12 protein-coding genes are annotated in these 19,322 nt (G+C 38.0%); 5 read left to right on the top strand and 7 right to left on the bottom strand.

Features of this window, described 5'->3' with window-relative positions:
• Window positions 1-3: 3 nt before the first annotated feature.
• A complete protein-coding gene (locus tag ACFINY_RS02630) occupies window positions 4-2,184 on the bottom strand; it encodes an RNA degradosome polyphosphate kinase (protein ID WP_375611537.1) in 2,181 nt (726 codons plus the stop codon).
• Window positions 2,185-2,509: 325 nt separating this feature from the next.
• Here ACFINY_RS02630 and ACFINY_RS02625 point away from each other — a divergent pair, with 325 nt between their 5' ends.
• Together ACFINY_RS02625 and ACFINY_RS02620 are read left to right on the top strand one after the other, a co-directional pair.
• Complete coding sequence (locus tag ACFINY_RS02625) at window positions 2,510-2,758, top strand: zinc-finger domain-containing protein (protein WP_375611536.1); 249 nt, start codon at window positions 2,510-2,512, stop codon at window positions 2,756-2,758.
• Between the two features lie 52 nt (window positions 2,759-2,810).
• The gene (locus ACFINY_RS02620) at window positions 2,811-4,058 is read left to right on the top strand and encodes an FAD-binding protein (RefSeq protein ID WP_375700800.1); all 1,248 of its coding nucleotides are present in this window, start codon (window positions 2,811-2,813) and stop codon (window positions 4,056-4,058) included.
• Window positions 4,059-4,249: 191 nt separating this feature from the next.
• On the opposite strand, the gene dnaE is transcribed toward ACFINY_RS02620, so the two are convergent.
• A complete protein-coding gene (gene dnaE / locus ACFINY_RS02615; RefSeq protein ID WP_375611586.1) occupies window positions 4,250-7,717 on the bottom strand; it encodes a DNA polymerase III subunit alpha in 3,468 nt (1,155 codons plus the stop codon).
• 402 nt (window positions 7,718-8,119) lie between these two features.
• Between dnaE and recG the strand changes: the two genes are divergently transcribed.
• Complete coding sequence (recG, locus tag ACFINY_RS02610; RefSeq protein ID WP_375650537.1) at window positions 8,120-10,228, top strand: ATP-dependent DNA helicase RecG; 2,109 nt, start codon at window positions 8,120-8,122, stop codon at window positions 10,226-10,228.
• A gap of 356 nt (window positions 10,229-10,584) precedes the next feature.
• Here the strand turns inward: recG and glmS are convergent, their stop codons facing one another.
• From glmS to ACFINY_RS02585, 5 genes are all read right to left on the bottom strand, one after another.
• Window positions 10,585-12,408, bottom strand: coding sequence for a glutamine--fructose-6-phosphate transaminase (isomerizing) (gene glmS, locus ACFINY_RS02605; protein ID WP_375611533.1), 1,824 nt, complete (start codon window positions 12,406-12,408; stop codon window positions 10,585-10,587).
• Between the two features lie 173 nt (window positions 12,409-12,581).
• Complete coding sequence (gene glmU / locus ACFINY_RS02600) at window positions 12,582-13,931, bottom strand: bifunctional UDP-N-acetylglucosamine diphosphorylase/glucosamine-1-phosphate N-acetyltransferase GlmU (protein WP_375611532.1); 1,350 nt, start codon at window positions 13,929-13,931, stop codon at window positions 12,582-12,584.
• A gap of 14 nt (window positions 13,932-13,945) precedes the next feature.
• Window positions 13,946-14,734 (bottom strand): cytochrome c biogenesis CcdA family protein, encoded by a 789-nt coding sequence (locus tag ACFINY_RS02595; protein WP_375611585.1) that lies wholly within the window; start codon window positions 14,732-14,734, stop codon window positions 13,946-13,948.
• Window positions 14,735-14,778: 44 nt separating this feature from the next.
• Complete coding sequence (locus tag ACFINY_RS02590) at window positions 14,779-15,768, bottom strand: carboxypeptidase regulatory-like domain-containing protein (protein ID WP_375611584.1); 990 nt, start codon at window positions 15,766-15,768, stop codon at window positions 14,779-14,781.
• A 39-nt stretch (window positions 15,769-15,807) separates the two neighbouring features.
• Window positions 15,808-16,131 (bottom strand): HesB/IscA family protein, encoded by a 324-nt coding sequence (locus ACFINY_RS02585; RefSeq protein ID WP_375606652.1) that lies wholly within the window; start codon window positions 16,129-16,131, stop codon window positions 15,808-15,810.
• 108 nt (window positions 16,132-16,239) lie between these two features.
• Between ACFINY_RS02585 and ACFINY_RS02580 the strand changes: the two genes are divergently transcribed.
• Together ACFINY_RS02580 and argS are read left to right on the top strand one after the other, a co-directional pair.
• On the top strand, window positions 16,240-17,442 hold the full coding sequence (locus ACFINY_RS02580) for a deoxyguanosinetriphosphate triphosphohydrolase (protein WP_375611531.1): 1,203 nt from the start codon (window positions 16,240-16,242) through the stop codon (window positions 17,440-17,442).
• A gap of 30 nt (window positions 17,443-17,472) precedes the next feature.
• Window positions 17,473-19,230 (top strand): arginine--tRNA ligase, encoded by a 1,758-nt coding sequence (gene argS / locus ACFINY_RS02575; RefSeq protein ID WP_375611530.1) that lies wholly within the window; start codon window positions 17,473-17,475, stop codon window positions 19,228-19,230.
• Window positions 19,231-19,322: the final 92 nt, after the last annotated feature.

Here is a 19,322-nt window from a genome sequence, read left to right as displayed (position 1 = left end):
ATTTTAGTCTTTATGTATTTCGGCTTGTTGCCGATGCAACGCAACCAAGCGCGAAACAGAAGACTCAAAAGACTCATTTTCCCCCGCAAAACTTGTATTGGCCATAAAATACTCCTGCGCATTAAATAGACTTTCACCTATCTGCGGTGTAATACGTTTTGATGTTCCATCCTTAAGTATATCAAAGCTTTGTTGATTATCAATGATATTAGCTAACATAATCTGTAAAAGAATTTTTTGACGCACTATTTTATTAAAAACCGGAACCAATATTTCAATACGATAGTCCAAATTACGAGGCATCATATCAGCAGAGCCTAAGTAAACGAGTGCATTTTCATTAGGCAAATCTTGACCATTCCCAAAACAAAAAATGCGACTATGTTCAAGAAAACGCCCGACAATTGATTTTACACGAATATTATCCGAAATTCCTAGAATACCAGGACGTAAACAACATATCCCCCGCACAACCAAATCAATTTGCACCCCTGCTTGACTGGCACGATATAAAGCATCAATAATTTCAGGATCAACCAATGCATTAACTTTCATCCAAATAGCAGCAAACCTTCCCTGTTGTGCATGAACAATTTCTCCCTCAATATGCTCTAAGATACGACCACGCAGTGTTAAGGGTGAAAAAGCAATCTTCATTGTTTCATTTGGACGCTCATATTGCGCAATATAATTGAATAATAACGCAACATCATGAGCGATATCATCATCCGTGGAAAAAAAAGAAAGATCGGTATAAGTTTTAGCATTAATGGGATGATAATTTCCTGTTCCAAGATGAACATAAGAGCGAAGACGTTTTCCCTCACGTCTCACAACTAATGACATCTTAGCATGCGTTTTTAATGCAATAAAACCAAAAATAACTTGAACCCCAGCACATTCAAGATCCCGGGCCCAACGAATATTTGCTTCCTCATCAAAACGTGCTTTAAGTTCTACCAAAGCAGTCACAGACTTTCCCTGTTCAGCTGCTTCAATCAAAGCGCCAACAATTGGACTATCATTTGATGTACGATAAAGTGTTTGTTTTATTTCTACAACATCAGGATCGCAAGCAGCTTGACGTAAAAATTGGACAACAACATCAAATGTCTCATAAGGGTGATGAATCACAATATCATTTTCACGAATAGCCGCAAAACAATCCCCATGATGTTCACGAATACATTCTGGAACACGAGAAATATAAGGAATAAATTTAAGATCATCGCGGGGAATAGAAACAATTTCTGATACCGTATTAAGCGCTAAAAATCCGTCAAGGACATTAATACAATTATCAGGAACAGCGAGACTATTCGCTATAAATTGGCGTAAACTCTCTGGCATTTTTGCGTCAAACTCAACTCGAATAACCTGCCCACGGCGCCGCCTTTTTAGAGCAGTTTCAAAAAAATGAACAAGATCCTCAGCTTCTTCTTCTACTTCAATATCGCTATCTCGGATTATTCTAAATGTACCAATTCCTTTAACCTCATAGTTAGGAAATACATGTTTAATAAAAAGGCAAATAACATCTTCAGATGCGATAAAACGAAAATGATTACCTTCTTGAGGAAGAAGAACGAAACGCCTTAAAAGCATTGAAATAGACAACAATACTGTGTGTGAATTCTGATCAGTTTCTCCAGACAATTGAAGCCCAATAGAAAGCCCTAAATTAGGAATAAACGGAAAAGGATGAGTAGAATCAACAGGTAAAGGTTTTAAAACAGGAAAAATTGTCTCAAGAAAATATTTTTCAAGCCATGATTTTTCAATTTCTGAAAGATCATCAGAACAAATAATTTCAATATCATTCTTTTTTAATTCATCACGTAAAACATTCAATTCTCGTAGTTGGTGAGCCTGCAGCTTTGAAATCTCAGCTAATACAATATCAAGTTGTTCCTGTGGAGTGTGCCCATCTGCACTGCACGCTGTAACGCGAGCACGAATTTGAGCTGCTAGTCCTGCAACACGAACCATAAAAAACTCATCAAGATTTGCAGCTGAAATAGAAAGAAATTGTAGACGTTCTAATAAAGGATGTTTCGAATTAGCCGCTTCCATCAAAACACGATTATTAAATTGTAGCCATGAAAACTCTCGATTAATAAACCGTACCGGATTTTTCATTGTTATATTCGATATAGAAATTTTATTTACCACCCTCTGTTCCATATATCCTAAATAATTTTCTTTTATATTTTCTAAAATCCTTGACGAAATATCTCACATAACATTTGATAATATGTTATCATCATAATAATATATCAATACCTAACTTCCCTCATCATTTTTCCATTTAATATTTAAAAGTACTTGGAATTATTGCTATGCGCAAAGCACTAAAAGTAAGACAACTATTCTAATATAGCATAAAAGAAGAGAAATTTGTCTTAAAAAGCATCTTGCATTATTATACGCTTTATTACAAACTCACGCCTATAAAATAGAAGAGCCCAATCATAGCTGATGAGAAAATTTATTCTGGAGTTTGTATGCCATGGCTGATCACAATATTCCTCATTTCCAAAATGACCTTGGATATAAAACAATCGAAATTGGTGTGAAAGAATTTATGTGTGTAGGCGCTACACACCCATTCGATCATCCTCATATCTTTATCGATATGGGAGCAGCAGATGAGAAAATTTGCCCTTACTGCTCAACCCTTTATCGTTATGTTCCCTCGCTATCATACGATCAAACAAACCCAACAGGATGCTTATATCATCCAGAAAAGCTATTATAATTGCGTTTTTTGGCTTTCTTAATAACCCCTCTTTTAATTCTGCTTGTTTAATATGAAATCATTTGTGGAACAATCACCCATCATCGTTGGAGGAGGAATTGCTGGTTTAAGCACTGCTTTAGCACTCGCTCATAAAGGAATTGCAAGCACCATTATCGAAAAGTGTAAGCAACTTGAAACGATAGGCGCTGGTATTCAACTGACACCAAATGCAACATCTATTCTTGCTCGCTGGAAACTTCTTAACAAACTCACTGAAGTCGCGACAATCCCATATTTTCTTGAGTTAAAAGATGGATTATCTTTAAAAATACATCTACGGGCTCATCTTATTAATCTAACAGAAAAATATTGGAAAGCCCCTTATATGACGATTCACCGCGCGGCTTTACAAAAAATTTTATATAATGCAGTGATTGAAAATCCTTTGATCAAATACAAAGCAGGCGAAACGATTGTATCTTCTACCCAATCGGCAACCAACATTAAAATCACGACAATAAAAACAGATACGGCAACAGAACAGCTTTATTCAACGCCCCTCTTGATCGGATGTGATGGCATTTGGTCAACATTACGGCAACAATCTCCTTTTCATGAAAAAGCAAATTTTAGTGGCTTTATTGCTTGGCGTGCAACAACAACATCTGATAATCTTCCTCAAAACTTTCGTTCTTCATTGCAAAATATGAAGACAATTAGGGCTTGGATGGGACCAAAAAATCATCTTGTTGTCTACCCCATTCAATCGTCAGAAAAAATTTTTAATTTTGTCGCCATTACGCATGGAGAAAGTTCAAAAGAAGGATGGGCCCATAAAGGAGATAAAGAAAAACTCAAATCTCTTTTTAAAGATTGGAATTCAAAAATCTTACAAATCTTCGATCATATTGATGAATGGAGTTATTGGCCACTTTTTCAAATGAAACAAAATCGTTTTATCGGTTTAGAGAGACAAGTATTTGTTGGCGATTGCGCACATGCTGCCTTACCTTTTGCAGCACAAGGTGCCGCTATGGCAATCGAAGATGCCGCCACATTAGCAAAAGCACTTTCATTGAAAGATTTTTCATTAACGAAAGCACTTTCGCTTTACGAAACAACACGCACCCCGCGTATTGCAGCAGTAAAAAAACGCGGAGATTTCAATAGATTAGCCTATCACGCAACCGGTCCCATAGCAATTGCACGCAATCTCATGATGAAAATTCGTACACCAGAGAGCATTATGTCAGATCTCAATTGGCTTTACATGTATGATGCGATGAATTCTATAAAAAATAATGATAAAAACTTATAAAATTCTTCCGGCACTTTGAATATTACGAAAGAACGAGATTTTTTTAATTTTATGACACTAAAAAATATCATAATTTACTCTAATAAAAGCAATATTTTTCGAAACCTACAATCCGATTTTAAAAGCTCCATTTTTAGCTCTCCTAAAAGCAAAAACACCACTCAAAATCAGCTCCCATCTTTAATCTTTCTTTAACTCAATTCTACATCAACAACACCCTGAATTAATTTCATAGCATTTGCGACATGTGAATTTACCTTATATCGCTTAGGAAGTGCAATTTCGACTTCTCGCAATCCATCCTCTTGAATTAAAATAAGCCCAACCTCTCCATTCCCCCCAAGATTTAAATTTTGTTCAATTTGTGGAAGCATATCAACTGTTTTTATAAAGAGACGCATCATTTTATGCTGTTGTAATGATTCATTTTCCAAAGACTGAATTGTTTCAATTCGCAAACTAACTCCTTCAGAACGATTTTCTGCGCTCACCGTAATAATAAAAGATTTTCCGGGTTCTAGCATCTCTTCATAATCCGAGAGTGCCTCAGAAAAGAGAACTGCTTCATATTGTCCACTTGTATCAGAAAAATGAATAATTCCCATTTTTTTACCAGATTTTGTTTTGCGCACGTTTTTTGCCACAACAGTTCCAGCAAGCCGTGCAGCCGTTGCTCCCCCTTTAACGGCATTGGCAAAATTACCCCAAGTCTGAATGCGTTTTTTGTTCAGAATAGCTTGATACTCCTCCAAAGGATGCGCAGAAAAGTAAAAACCTATAGCTTGAAATTCTCGATAAAGTTTCTCAGCCGGCAACCAAGGGGTTGTTTGCGATAAAATCAATGGTTCTTTTAATCCGCCTGCCATTCCAAATATATCAACCTGCCCGCTAGAATTGTCATCGAGAATACGAAGTGCACGCGCATGAAGGGTTCCAAGATTGGCTAATAAAACCTCACGTGCAATGTTAAAACAATCAAAAGCACCAGCACAAACTAAACTTTCCATCGCACGCTTATTAACAATACGAGGATCAACACGCGCACAAAAATCTTCCAAATCCTTAAAAATCTTACTCCCACGACAAGAAACAATATGATCTACAACAGTTTCTCCCACACCTTTAATGGCAGCAAGAGAATAATAAATACAATTATCACCAACCTCAAAAACACGATGAGATGTTTGTATAGAAGGTGCAATAACTTCAATACCCAACCTTAATGCTTCACGCCGAAAATCATTGAGCTTATCTGTATTCGTCATATCATATGTCATTGAAGCAGCTAAAAACTCAACGGGATAGTTTGCTTTCATATAAGCCGTTTGGTAAGAAACAATTGCATAAGCAGCAGCGTGCGATTTATTAAAACCATAATCGGCAAATTTCGCTAAAAGATCAAAGATAATATCAGCTTGATCTTTATCCACGCCACCTGCAACAGCTCCATTGACAAAACGCGTACGCTGTTTTTGCATTTCAGCATGAATTTTTTTCCCCATAGCACGACGTAATAAATCGGCTTCCCCAAGCGAATAGCCAGCAAGCACCTGAGCAATCTGCATCACCTGTTCTTGATAAACAATAACACCTTGTGTTTCTTTGATCAGATGATCTATTTTAGGATGAATAGAAGCAATTTCCTCTTCCCCATGTTTGCGTGCATTATAGGTTGGAATATTCTCCATTGGACCTGGACGATAAAGTGCAACCAGCGCAATAATATCTTCAATACGGTCTGGCTTCATTCCAATCAACGCCTTGCGCATACCAGAACTTTCCACCTGAAACACGCCAACCGTTTCACCACGTGCCATCATAGCGTAGGTTGCTTCATCATTCAGAGGAATATTTGATAAATCTATTTTAATCCCCTTTCTGGCAACAAAATCGACTGCCATTTTCAAAACAGTAAGCGTTTTTAATCCAAGAAAATCAAATTTTACCAGCCCCGCTTGTTCAACATATTTCATGTTAAATTGTGTAACAGGCATATCAGAACGAGGATCACGATACATCGGGACAAGCTCCCAAAGTGGACGATCTCCGATAACAATCCCAGCAGCATGAGTTGAAGCATGACGATAAAGTCCCTCCAACTGAAGCGCTATATCTAATGCGCGTCCAACAACGGGATCTTTTTTCTTTTCTTCTTCAAATTTAGGTTCATCCTTAATAGCATCTGCTAATTCTACCTGACTTCCTGGGGTGGCAGGAATTAATTTTGTAAGATAATCCACCTGACGATAAGGAACTTCTAAAACACGCCCCACATCACGCAAAACTGCACGTGCCTGTAACTTACCAAAAGTAATAATTTGAGCAACTTGATCACGTCCATATTTTTTTTGAACATATTGAATAACTTCTTCGCGCCGCTCTTGACAAAAGTCGATATCAAAATCTGGCATCGAAACACGATCTGGATTCAGAAAACGTTCAAAGAGAAGAGAAAACCGCAAGGGATCCACATCAGTAATCGTCAATGCATAAGCAACAAGTGAACCAGCACCAGAACCCCGGCCTGGTCCAACGGGAATGTCATGAACCTTTGCCCATTTTATGAAATCTGAAACGATAAGAAAATATCCAGAAAATTGCATACGCGTAATAACTGAAATTTCATAATCAAGCCGCTGTTCATAATCTGCAATCGTATACCCTTCAGCCAACCCTATTGTTTCAAGCCGAATCTTCAAACCATCTTTAGCCTGATTTAATAACTCACTATCTTCTATTTCTAAAGTAGTTTCTGAATTAACAGATTGTTCTATAAAACGAGGCAATATCGGTTTTCGAAGAGGCGAGGCAATATGACAACGCAATGCAATTTCAACACTATTTTCCAAAGCTTCTGGAAGATCAGAAAACAGTGTAACCATTTCATCTTGTGACTTCAAATAATGATCTGGTGTCACACGTTTGCGATCTGGATTAGAGACAATTTGTCCTTCTGAAACAGCCATCAGCGCATCATGCGCTTCATACCCTTCTCTTTGCAGAAAAAAAGCTTCATTCGTTGCTACAAGAGGAATTTCATGCGCATAAGCCAATTCAATAAGATCAGCTTCTACTCTCCGGTCATAAGAGCCATGCCGTTGTAACTCCACATAAAGACGATCAGCAAAAGATTTTTTCAAATAAATTAAGCGCTCAACAGCATGTTCTTTTTTCTCTTCTGCCAAAGAAAGATTAATAGGTCCTCCCTTTCCACCCGTTAAAGCGATTATGCCTTCACTGTGTTCTGACAACCAATCAGCTTTAATATGAGGAGGATCAGTATCACACTTATCAAGATAAGCACGGCTCACAAGACGAACCAAATGAGCATAACCGGTTTCGCTAGCAGCCAAAAGAACAATAGAGCAAAAATCAGAAGGATTACGCCATTTAGCCAAACGTGAATGATCATTTTCATCACAAAAATCAACAGTAAGCTGACAACCAATAATAGGTTGGACCCCATGAGAAAGACAATGCTGTGAAAATTCCAAAGCACCAAATAAATTATTGGTATCGGTAATAGCAACCGCTGGTGCATGATCTAAAATCGTCTGTTGAATAATTTGGGGGATTTTTAAAGCCCCTTCGAGCAAGGAATAAGCTGAATGCACTCTCAAATGAATAAAGCGAGGAAGAGAATTTTTGTTCTCTTGCATTTGCATTTTATTTTTTACCACTCTCACAATTTCCCACTACAAAATAAATGCTAAACAGCACCCCTTATAAAAGAAAAAACTTCTGTTCATCATCAAACTTTAAAGCTATAAATTCATCATCCTACATAGGAGCAATATCCCAATTTTATTAATATTTATAAGAGAGTTCTATCAAGAAAATGCTTCTATTCACAGCAAATAAACACCTAAAATAAAAAGAAAAACAATATACCTCATCTAAGTACTTTAATTTTTGACCATTTAATTGTATTTTTCTTTAAATATTAATTTCTCTTCCTAAAGTTCAATGTGTAAATAAAGCAACCTTGTCTTTATGACTTTATCCCCAAAAAGCTCTTCTAAAGGTCTAGAAAAAACAAAAAGGGCAGGTTAAATTTGCTCATGCCTCCAAGTCTTCTTACCCCACTTTTTAATTCTATCCGAACTCTTTCTGGTATTACACCTAAAGTCTATGGTTTATTGACCAAACTCTTAGATGTTAATCCCACACAACGCGAAGCAACCCTTATTGACCTTCTTCAATTAATGCCCCATTCCGTTATAGACCGCAGAATGCGTCCCAACATTGCTTCTGCAAAAGAAGGAGATACTGTTACGCTCGAAATTATCATCGATCAACATCAACCACCACCCCGTGGTCACAACCGAATTCCCTATCGTGTTATTGCCCATGATCACACAGGAAAAATAAATTTAGTCTTTTTTCATGCTCAACCTCTTTGGCTAAAAAAACAACTCCCCGAAGGAAAAAAAGTCATTATATCAGGAAAAGTTGAATGGTTTAATGGACAGCTTTCAATGGCGCATCCAGACTATATTGCCCCAAGCGAACAATCAAATCAGATACCTCTGATCGAACCTGTCTATCCCTCTACTGCCGGACTAACTGTAAAGACACTAAGACGCGCCATACAAAACGCTCTTGATTTTATTCCTCTTCTACCAGAATGGATAGATGAAAATGTAAAAAAGCAGCAAAATTTTCCTTCTTTTTCCGTTGCTTTACGCCGTATCCATGCACCCATTAACCCCAATGATCTATCCTTAGAAAGTACAGCACGCAAACGTCTTGCCTATGATGAATTGCTCGCTTGTCAATTGGCACTAGGACTCGTGCGTTTGAAAACTAAATCTCTTGTTGGCACTTCTCGACCATCAACAGGAATTTATACTAAAAAATTACTCAATATCCTCCCCTTTCAACTCACAACCGGACAAAAAAAAGCAGTAGAAGATATCGCAAATGATCTTGCTTCACCAGAACCGATGCTAAGACTACTTCAAGGTGATGTAGGCGCAGGAAAAACTGTTGTTGCATTGATGGCAATGGCACAAATTGCTGAAAATTCAGGACAATCAGCTTTAATGGCACCAACTGAAGTGCTTGCTAGGCAACATTTTGCCACCATCGCTCCTCTTGCCGAAAAGGTCGGATTACAAACAACGCTTTTAACAGGACGAGAAAAAGGAAAATTGCGGACAAATATCGTGAATGATATTCTGTCAGGTCAAGTTTCTATTGTTATCGGAACTCATGCTCTCATACAAAACAGCGTTACTTATAATAATCTCGCTTTAACCATTATCGATGAACAACACCGTTTTGGTGTCCATCAACGTATCGCTCTTACAGAAAAAGGCAATAAAGCTGATATGCTGGTTATGACCGCCACGCCCATTCCGCGCACACTTGTCTTAACAGCTTTTGGTGATATGGATGTCTCTAAAATTACCGAAAAACCAATGGGACGACAACCCATTACAACAGCAACGCTTTCTTTGAAACGTCTTCATGAGCTTATAGCGAGAATCGCAATTGCATTAGAAAAAGGAGAAAAGCTCTATTGGATTTGTCCTTTAGTAGAGGAATCGACAGCTCTTGATCTCACTTCAATTGAAAACCGCTTTGCATTTCTCCATGAGCGCTTTGGAGCACACGTTGGTATGATCCATGGAAAAATGTCTACAGCAGAAAAAGAAGCCGCTATGGCATCTTTTAAATGTGGAAATACACGTATTTTAGTTGCAACCACCGTCATTGAAGTGGGAGTAGATATTCCAGATGCTTCGATCATTATCATCGAACACGCGGAACATTTTGGCCTTTCACAATTGCACCAATTACGTGGACGTGTAGGACGAGGCGATAAAAAATCTTCCTGCATTTTGCTCTATAAAGATCCACTGACTAAAACAGCAGCAACACGCCTTAATATTATCCGCAATACAGAAGATGGTTTTGAAATTGCTGAAGAAGATTGGCGCCTACGAGGCGAAGGAGAACTTTTAGGTACAAAACAATCCGGAGTCCCTGAATTTCATATAGCAAACCTTGCAGTTCATAGCGATCTTTTGTCAATGGCAAGAAAAGATGCTCGTTTATTTTTACAACGCGATCCTCATCTTTCTTCTGAGCAAGGACAAGCTTTACGGTTGCTCCTTTATCTTTTCGGACACAACGATGCTGCACGCCTCTTACGAGCAGGATAACAAAAACCCTCTAATAAAAAACTTAAATACCTCTCTGTTCAAATATGATTTTCTCTTAGAATTACCCATAAATGATCTACGCAGTCTCTTACCATCTTTATGCTTCATGAACGAATAACAAATCAACTGCATTAAAACAGTAGAAGCAATATTGCGTCTTTTTTTACCATTATATTCACATAACTGATCTATTTTTTGATAGGTAAGAAAATATTTTTTGTTTTATCGTAAAGGATTTAGGAATAAAAAACCTTTCTTCAGTATTCTCGTTCAACAGAGAAAAATGAAAAAATAAGTTTCATTATAAATCAATTTCTTACACTTGATTATTCTCCAAAAGATTCAGAAATATACTTTTATTCAACCGTGACTGATTTTGCTAAATTACGGGGTTGATCAACATCTGTTCCTAATAAAACAGCTGTATGATAAGCGATTAACTGAACAGGGAGTGCATAAATAATAGGAGAAATAAATTCTGGAACATCTGGCAAAGTGATCGTTGATAAAGTCTTAAGACAAGCTACTTCTGCTCCCTTTTTATCGGTTATTAAAATAATACGACCATTACGCGCTACCACTTCTTGCATATTAGAAAAAGTTTTTTCAAACCACCGATCATAAGGTGCAACAACAATAACGGGTATTGTCTCATCCACCAGAGCAATTGGTCCATGCTTTAATTCACCTGCCGCATAACCTTCAGCATGAATATAAGAAAGCTCTTTCAGTTTAAGAGCTCCCTCCAAAGCAATCGGATAAGAAGTTCCACGTCCCAGATAAAGAACACTTTTTGCATTCACCAAATCACGACAAATACATTCAATTTTTCTCTCTAATTTTAAGACCTCATTTAAAATACGTGGAACTTCTGCCAACTGTTGAACCAGTTGCTTTTCTATTTGAGCCGAGAGATAGCCACGTTGTTTAGCCGCACTAAGAGCGAGTGAAGCAAGCGTTGCCAATTGACAGGTAAAAGCTTTTGTTGAAGCAACACCTATTTCCGGTCCGGCAAGTGTTGGGAGAATAAAATCAGCCTCCCTTGCCATTGTTGATTGCTCTACATTCACAATTGTTGCTGTTTTTACACCCCGCTCACGACAATAACGCAAAGAAGCCAATGTATCAGCTGTCTCACCAGATTGAGAAACAAACAGCGATAACACATCAGACGTTATAGGAGGTTCACGATAACGAAACTCGGAAGCAACATCATTATCAACACTTAAAGCGGCAAATTTCTCAAACCAATAGCGCGCAACTAAGGTTGAATAATATGCCGTTCCACAACTCGCAAAAAGAAGCCGATGAATATTTTTCCAATCAATCAAATTCTCAAGCGGTCGAACCGCATAATTTCCAAGGTCAAGATAATGCGCCAAATTATGAGAAATCACTTCAGGTTGTTCAAACATTTCCTTGTGCATAAAATGACGATGATTACCCTTAGAAATCAATAAAGCCCCTTCGAGTAATGTCGTCACAGGACGTTTTACCGGTTGGTTGTTAGCATCATAAATTGTAACACCTTCCCGTGTGAGAACAGCCCAATCTCCATCTTCCATATAGCTAATATAATCAACGAATGGTGCCAAAGCTATGGCATCTGACCCCACAAAAAATTCATCTTTTCCATAACCAATTGCCAGAGGTGGACCAGAACAAGCCGCAATCATAAGGTTATCTTCACCTTCGAAAATAAGAGCAATAGCAAAAGCCCCCTGCAGCCTTTTCCAACTGGTACGTATGGCTTCTTGCGGAGAAAGACCATCTTTTAATGCACGCGTTATTAAATGTGCAATAACTTCCGTATCCGTCTCTGTTTCAAAGATACAACCATCCTCTATGAGTTCCTTTTGCAGTTCTACAAAATTTTCAATAATACCATTATGAACAATCGCAAGCTTTTCAGTCACATGGGGATGCGCATTGCGTTCAACAGCAATTCCATGCGTAGCCCAACGGGTATGACCAATCCCTAAACTTCCCTCCAGAGGTGTTTTTTTTAATTTTTCTTCTAAATGAACAAGCTTCCCCTCAGCACGTACACGATAAAGATGCCCATTATGGACCGTTGCCACCCCAGATGAATCATACCCTCTATATTCAAGACGTTTTAACCCCTCAACCAAAGAGGACGTAACACACCTCTTTCCAAGAACTCCAATAATTCCACACATTAAAAAGCTCCAACCCACATCTTAAGATTCAAATTTTACAAAACAATCCAACAGCCTTTATTTAAAACTATAAATAATAAAAATAATTCAAACATGGAATACGGCAATCTTTAAGAATAAATCTTCCATCCATCGTTAGATTAACACGAAACAAAAGAATAAGCTGAAAATAATCATTTTTTCTGTTTGTTTTCTAACAAACGCTCTCGAAATTTTGTCGCATAGCCCTCTTTTATAACCTGTCGTGCACGCCCAAAAGCCATACTGTTCATAGGAATATTTTCAGTAATAACACTTCCTGAAGCAACATAAGAGCCATCCCCTATTACCAATGGGGAAACAAGTGCCGTATTAGACCCAACAAAAGCATGATCACCAATCATGGTTTTATATTTGTTAAATCCATCATAATTGCAAGTAATCGTACCGGCTCCAATATTGGTATGTGCACCAATTTCGGCATCACCAATATAACTTAAATGATTGATTTTAGAAGATTCTCCTACCTTAGCTTGTTTGACTTCACAAAAATTTCCAATCTTTACGGACTTAGCCAACTCTGTTCCAGGACGCAAACGTGCATAGGGACCAATCTGTGCATCTCTACCAACCACAGCACCTTCGAGATAACTAAATGCATGAATAACCGCACCAGATTGTACTTTTACGTTTAACCCAAAATAAACATTTGGTTCTATCACCACCCCTGGTGCAATTTCTGTATCATAAGAAAAATAGAGTGTTTCTGGCTTCAAGAGTGTAACACCCGATAACATTAAATCGCGCGCTTTACGTTTTTGCCACAAAGAATCAGCCTCAGAAAGCTCAAGACCGTTGTTAATTCCTACAATATCTTCAAAAGGAACTTCAACAACACGCACATCTAATCCTTCGCGTGTTGCAAGAGAAGCAATATCTGTTAAGTAATATTCTTTTTTCACATTATTATTACCAACTTTCTCTAAAAGAGAAAGTGCATGTTTTCCACGCATAGCGAGTATTCCACCGTTACAAAAAGAAATCTTTTTTTCTTCATCGCTAGCGTCTTTTTCTTCTACAATTGCAATCAATTGACCATTTTTCTCGAGAAGACGCCCATAACCTGTTGGATGTTTGGTATGAAAACCTGCAAAAACAACATCTGCTCCATCAGCAAGCTGTGCACGCATTTGGTGCAATGAATCTTGCTGAATGAGAGGAGTATCCCCAAAAACAATGAGCACATCATCCACCTCCTTTTGCAAAGCTAAACGAGCAGACAAAACAGCATGAGCAGTTCCTAAACGCTCTTTTTGTTCAAAAATCATTACATCTTTTACAAATGACTGAACAACGTGCGTAACCTCCTTAGCACCATATCCCACAACAACCGCTAATTGTGAAGAGCCTGCCAATTCTATTTTTTTTAGAACATGGCATATAAGAGGCAATCCAGCAATTTTATGAAGTACCTTAGGCAGAGACGATTTCATGCGCGTCCCCTCACCTGCGGCAAGAACAATAGAAAGACAACTTCTAACCATAAAAACACATAAGACTAACGAGAAAATCCAAAAAAAATCATAATATTGTGCCAACGAATATCTTCAATATAACTCAACGAAGGATAATGTTCTAAAAGCCAAAATGAAAGATCCTGCATAGAACCTGTTAAAAACAAAATCCCTGTAAGAATAAGAAAAACACCAATGATTTTTTCAACTTTTCCTAAATGAATACGAAAAGCTCCTAAAAATCGCATAAAACTGCTCGAAAATAAAGCTGCTAACATAAAAGGAATAGCAAGACCTAATGCATAAACCGCTAAGAGAACAGCTCCCTCTCCCACAGTTTCTTTTGTTCCAGCAAGCGTTATAATAGGACCTAAAATAGGGCCAATACACGGTGTCCAACCAAAGGCAAAAGCTAAACCGATAATATACGCGCCTAAAGGACCAGCAGGTGTTTTTTGGGTCTGAAAACGCGCCTCACGAAATAAAAAAGCGATCTTGAAAATCCCCAAAAAATTTAAACCAAAAATAATAATGACAATTCCAGCAGCAAGGGCAAACCAATCACGATAATAACCGATGAATTTCCCAATTGTACTAGCACTGGCACCTAAAGCAACAAAAACAGTCGTAAACCCAAGAACAAAAGCAATAACAGAAGATAATAAAGCCCACCGGATAAAGACTTTCTCATCAGGCTTTTCTGAACGAAAATCATCAATACCAACCCCTGCCATATAGCACAAATAAGGAGGAACTAACGGCAAAACGCATGGTGACAAAAAAGAGAGTGCCCCAGCAAAAAACACACCAACTGTTGAAATTTCAATCAAAATTCATACCCCGTCTTTCATCATAGTTTACCCCCCATGAACAACAATCAATCCACATCTTCATCAACTCGCTGCATATTTTCTTCATTCGCTATCACACTTATATCTTCATCATGACCAGAAACGACTGAAAAAACTTTTTGATAGATTTTATCTTTATTTTTAGCAATTGCAATATACTCTCCCTCCGCTAACACGAGTGAAACATACGCACCTACTGTTTCATAAACGATATCACCAGAATCATTGGCAAGAGACCAACTTGTATCTGCAAGCGCTTCTCCTCTTTCTTGTCGCACCAGCTTTAAGACAATCTGAGCGGCCTGATGTTCAAGAGTAACTTCTGTTATTTTACCCGCATCCACTTGAATATCCGAACGAGCCGTCGCATTAATAGAACCATAATGGGAAGCAACATGGTAGCGGCCAGCTTTTAAACGCACAACTGATTGGGGTTTAACATTTGATATAATTACTCCCGTATCATCATTTTCTTTTTCATCCTCATAAATGGTAAAACGGAGTTCCTTTTCATTCATTACGCCATTGAGCAGTGTTGCATTTAAAATGACACCACCAGCCTCAAGATTAAAGTTTTTTACAAGACTCTGCCCATTTTCTAAACGAATATGGCGCACAGCACTCATATGACCAAATGAGACATGAACAAGATAATTTCCTGGTTCGAGATCAAAACGTGCACTTCCCCCCTTATAGGTTGCCACTAATGGTAACTTATTATCAATCCCTAGAATAGGAGCATAAACCCGCCAGACAAGCCCTTTTTCAATATCCGGATGACTATTTGTTAATCGAGCATTCAAAATGAGTTGTGTTTGAGATGCTAAGTTTTCGTTCTCCTGCTTTTGAGTCTTTACAATAAAACTCCTTGATTGTCTCTGCTGCTGATCTTGCCCTTCTCCTGCTTCAGAAAAAGCACAGTGGCTCCAAGTCAATAAAGAAAGCGCCACGCACAACCATACACATCGGTGCACTATTTTTATAAGAATACCCATTTTTGCATTGTTGACCAACATGATCTTTTTTTCAAGAAACAATATCACACAGCCATCATTTTAAATTGAGAAACTTACACCACAACCACATGATGAAACAGCATTGGGATTGTGGACTTGAAAAGACTGCCCCATAAGATCATCAACAAAATCAATCTCAGCTCCTTCCATAAAAGGAAGTGATAGTAAATCAATAAACACAACTGCCCCGTCTTTTTTGAGAACGAGGTCATCTTCACACATTTCAGAAACCAAGTCATATTTATAAGAAAAACCAGAACACCCACCACCTTCAACAGAAATACGTAATGCTATTTTATCGGGTTCACGCAAAAGTATCTGTGCAATTTTTTTGGCAGCAACATCTGAAATTTTCACATTCATTTTATATATCCTTGCATTAAACCATCAAGAAAGAGTATCCTACACTCAAAGAGCAGTTTATTTGTCATAAACCACTCTCAATTTTAAGATGATAATAGACAGCTTGCAATGGATATAGGAAATATCGACTTCAATTACCAATCTCGAGCAGTATACAGTGCTCATCCACAAACAAGCCGTGGTCGATTATACCATGAAACGATGAGCACCACACGCTCACCTTTTCAACGAGATAGAGATCGTATTATCCATTCTAATGCATTTCGACGTCTTAAACATAAAACGCAAGTGTTTATTGCTGATGAAAGCGATCATTACCGTACTCGCCTAACCCATTCCATAGAGGTTTCTCAAATTGCAAGAACATTAGCCCGTGCCCTGTGTCTTGATGAAGACCTTGCCGAAGCCATTGCCCTCGTTCACGACTTTGGACACACACCCTTTGGCCATGCAGGAGAAGATGCTCTTAATGAAGCCATGGTACATTATGGCGGCTTTGATCATAATGCACAAGCATTACGCATTGTAACAAAACTAGAACAGCGCTATGCAAATTTTGATGGACTTAACCTTACATGGGAAACCCTCGAAGGACTTGTAAAGCATAATGGTCCCCTTTTAGGTCCTCACGCAAAGAATAAGGAGGTTCCTATCGATATTTTACAATACAATGCAAAGCAAGACCTTGCACTCGATTGTTTTGCAGGGCTAGAAGCGCAATGTGCTGCTATTGCAGATGATATCGCATACAATGCGCATGATATTGATGATGGTCTACGTTCGCAATTTTTAACACTCGATCAATTTGAACATGTTTCACTAACAGCAGCAATATTAAAAGATATAACAGATGAGCATCCCCACCTCGACCAAACGCGTCGCGGTTACACGCTTGTACGAAGACAAATAACAACCATGGTTGAAGATGTTATCAAACAGTCACAAAAAAATTTAGCACGCATCAAACCAACAAGCATAAACGATATTCACCAAGCAAAACAAACTATTGTCACCTTTTCACCGACAATGACCGTTTATGAAAAAGAACTAAAAAACTTTTTATTTAAAAATCTTTACTACCATGAACAAGTTCTTAGTCGTCGCAATGCAGCAAAATGCATTGTACAAAAATTATTCAATTGTTATTATGAAAATCCAAATACAATGCCTGAAAGTTGGCAGAGCAAAACAGTGCACTTAAAAAATCAAGAGTTAGCACGTTTGATTGCTGACTTTCTTTCAGGCATGACGGATCACTACGCTCTACGTGAATATCAGCGTTTATTTGACCATACAGATAATTTCGTTTAATGGCTTTTGGCATCATCATGGAAGCTAAATATGAATATCTTTAAAAACTTCGAAAAAAAAATTAAGAGATCAATTGAATTATCTGATATAAAAGGAAAAAATGGAGAAGCTCTAGATTTATCAAAAATCACTGTTGATCCTCCGCGTGATTCCTCCCATGGTCATTTATCAACCAATGCTGCTATGGTGCTTGCAAAATCTATTGGAATCAATCCACGTGCACTTGCAGATAAAATCATAGAACTTCTTAAAAATGATTCCTCTATCGAAAATATAGATGTTGCCGGTCCTGGTTTTATAAACATAAAGCTTACAAAATTATTTTGGCAAGATGCTATAAAATCTATGCTTGAATTAGGCACTTCTTATGGTCGTATTCCAATGGGACAAGGAAAATGCGTCAATGTTGAATATGTCTCAGCAAATCCCACTGGACCAATGCATGTAGGACATTGCCGCGGAGCGGTTGTTGGGGATGTTCTCTCCAATTTGCTACAATTTACGGGCTATAACATTACAAAAGAGTATTATATCAATGATGCGGGTCAACAAATCGAAGTCCTCGCCCATTCGGTACTATTGCGCTATCGTGAAGCTCTTGGGCAAAAAATTAATGAAATTCCAGAAGGACTCTATCCTGGAGAATACTTGATACCATTGGGTCAATCGCTTGCTCAAGAGTTTGGTGACCAACTCCTCACGATGGATAAAGATGAAGCCTTATCTCTTGTGAAAGAACGTGCAATTCATGCAATGATGTCCATGATTCGCGAAGATTTGGCTGCTCTTAATATTTATCATGATATCTTTTTCTCTGAGCGAATGCTTTATGCAGATAATGCACGCGCCATTCGTAACACCATCAACGACCTCACTTTAAATGGTTATATCTACAAAGGAAAACTCCCCCCTCCCAAAGGACAAAATACAGAAGACTGGGAACCAAGCGAACAAACTTTGTTCCGTTCAACAAATGTCGGTGATGACCAAGACCGTGTTTTAGTCAAATCTGACGGTTCTTACACTTATTTTGCTGCTGATGTTGCTTATTTTCGGGATAAATTTAATCGTCATTTTGATGAAATGATTTATATTCTAGGCGCAGACCATGCTGGCTATGTAAAGCGGCTAGAGGCAATGGCAAAAGCAATTTCTGGGGGTAAAGCTAAATTAAGTGTCTTCTTGTGTCAATTGGTAAAACTTTTTCGCAACGGTCATCCTGTACGCATGTCAAAAAGAGCAGGATCTTTTGTCACTCTACGGGATGTTGTCGAAGAGGTTGGGCGTGATCCTGTGCGTTTTATGATGCTATACCGTAAGTGTGAAGCACCTCTTGATTTTGATTTTGCAAAAGTAACAGAACAATCAAAAGATAACCCCATCTTTTACGTACAGTATGCAAGTGCACGTTGTCACTCAGTCTTTCGTCAAGCACAAGAAGCGCTTCATATTAAAAGCTTTTCAAATGATACATTGATTGCCCATCTTCATCGATTAACAGATGACCATGAAATATTGTTAATACGCAAACTTTCTGAATATCCACGTATCATTGAACAGGCCGTAATTCATAAAGAACCGCATCGATTAGCGTTTTATCTTTATGACCTTGCCTCCAGCTTTCACACCCATTGGAATAAAGGGAGTGAAAATCTCAATTTACGCTTTATTCAACCTGATGATAAAGAGTTATCCTTTGCAAGATTAGGATTGATACAAGCTGTTATCAATATTTTATCATCAGGGCTTACCATCATAGGAGTCGAATCACCCATAGAAATGCGTTGAAAAAGTTCTATAAATACATACAATAGGTACTCTATTGATAAACTTTTTCATGTATCCTTGCATGAGAGGGGGAAAATTTATAATTTTAATAT

The sequence above is a fragment of the Bartonella sp. AA23NXGY genome (assembly GCF_042197165.1).
GTDB lineage: Bacteria > Pseudomonadota > Alphaproteobacteria > Rhizobiales > Rhizobiaceae > Bartonella.
The sequence above is the reverse complement of the archived record's forward strand: the minus strand, read 5'-3'. Positions and strand labels throughout refer to the sequence as shown.

Excerpts from the sequence above, each read along its gene's own strand:
- argS (WP_375611530.1), top strand. The coding sequence starts at position 17,473 with ATGAATATCTTTAAAAACTTCGAAAAAAAAATTAAGAGATCAATTGAA.
- recG (WP_375650537.1), top strand. The coding sequence starts at position 8,120 with ATGCCTCCAAGTCTTCTTACCCCACTTTTTAATTCTATCCGAACTCTT.
- ACFINY_RS02585 (WP_375606652.1), bottom strand. The coding sequence starts at position 16,131 with ATGAATGTGAAAATTTCAGATGTTGCTGCCAAAAAAATTGCACAGATA.
- ACFINY_RS02580 (WP_375611531.1), top strand. The coding sequence starts at position 16,240 with ATGGATATAGGAAATATCGACTTCAATTACCAATCTCGAGCAGTATAC.
- glmS (WP_375611533.1), bottom strand. The coding sequence starts at position 12,408 with ATGTGTGGAATTATTGGAGTTCTTGGAAAGAGGTGTGTTACGTCCTCT.
- ACFINY_RS02590 (WP_375611584.1), bottom strand. The coding sequence starts at position 15,768 with ATGTTGGTCAACAATGCAAAAATGGGTATTCTTATAAAAATAGTGCAC.
- ACFINY_RS02620 (WP_375700800.1), top strand. The coding sequence starts at position 2,811 with ATGAAATCATTTGTGGAACAATCACCCATCATCGTTGGAGGAGGAATT.
- ACFINY_RS02625 (WP_375611536.1), top strand. The coding sequence starts at position 2,510 with ATGGCTGATCACAATATTCCTCATTTCCAAAATGACCTTGGATATAAA.
- dnaE (WP_375611586.1), bottom strand. The coding sequence starts at position 7,717 with ATGCAAGAGAACAAAAATTCTCTTCCTCGCTTTATTCATTTGAGAGTG.
- ACFINY_RS02630 (WP_375611537.1), bottom strand. The coding sequence starts at position 2,184 with ATGGAACAGAGGGTGGTAAATAAAATTTCTATATCGAATATAACAATG.
- glmU (WP_375611532.1), bottom strand. The coding sequence starts at position 13,931 with ATGGTTAGAAGTTGTCTTTCTATTGTTCTTGCCGCAGGTGAGGGGACG.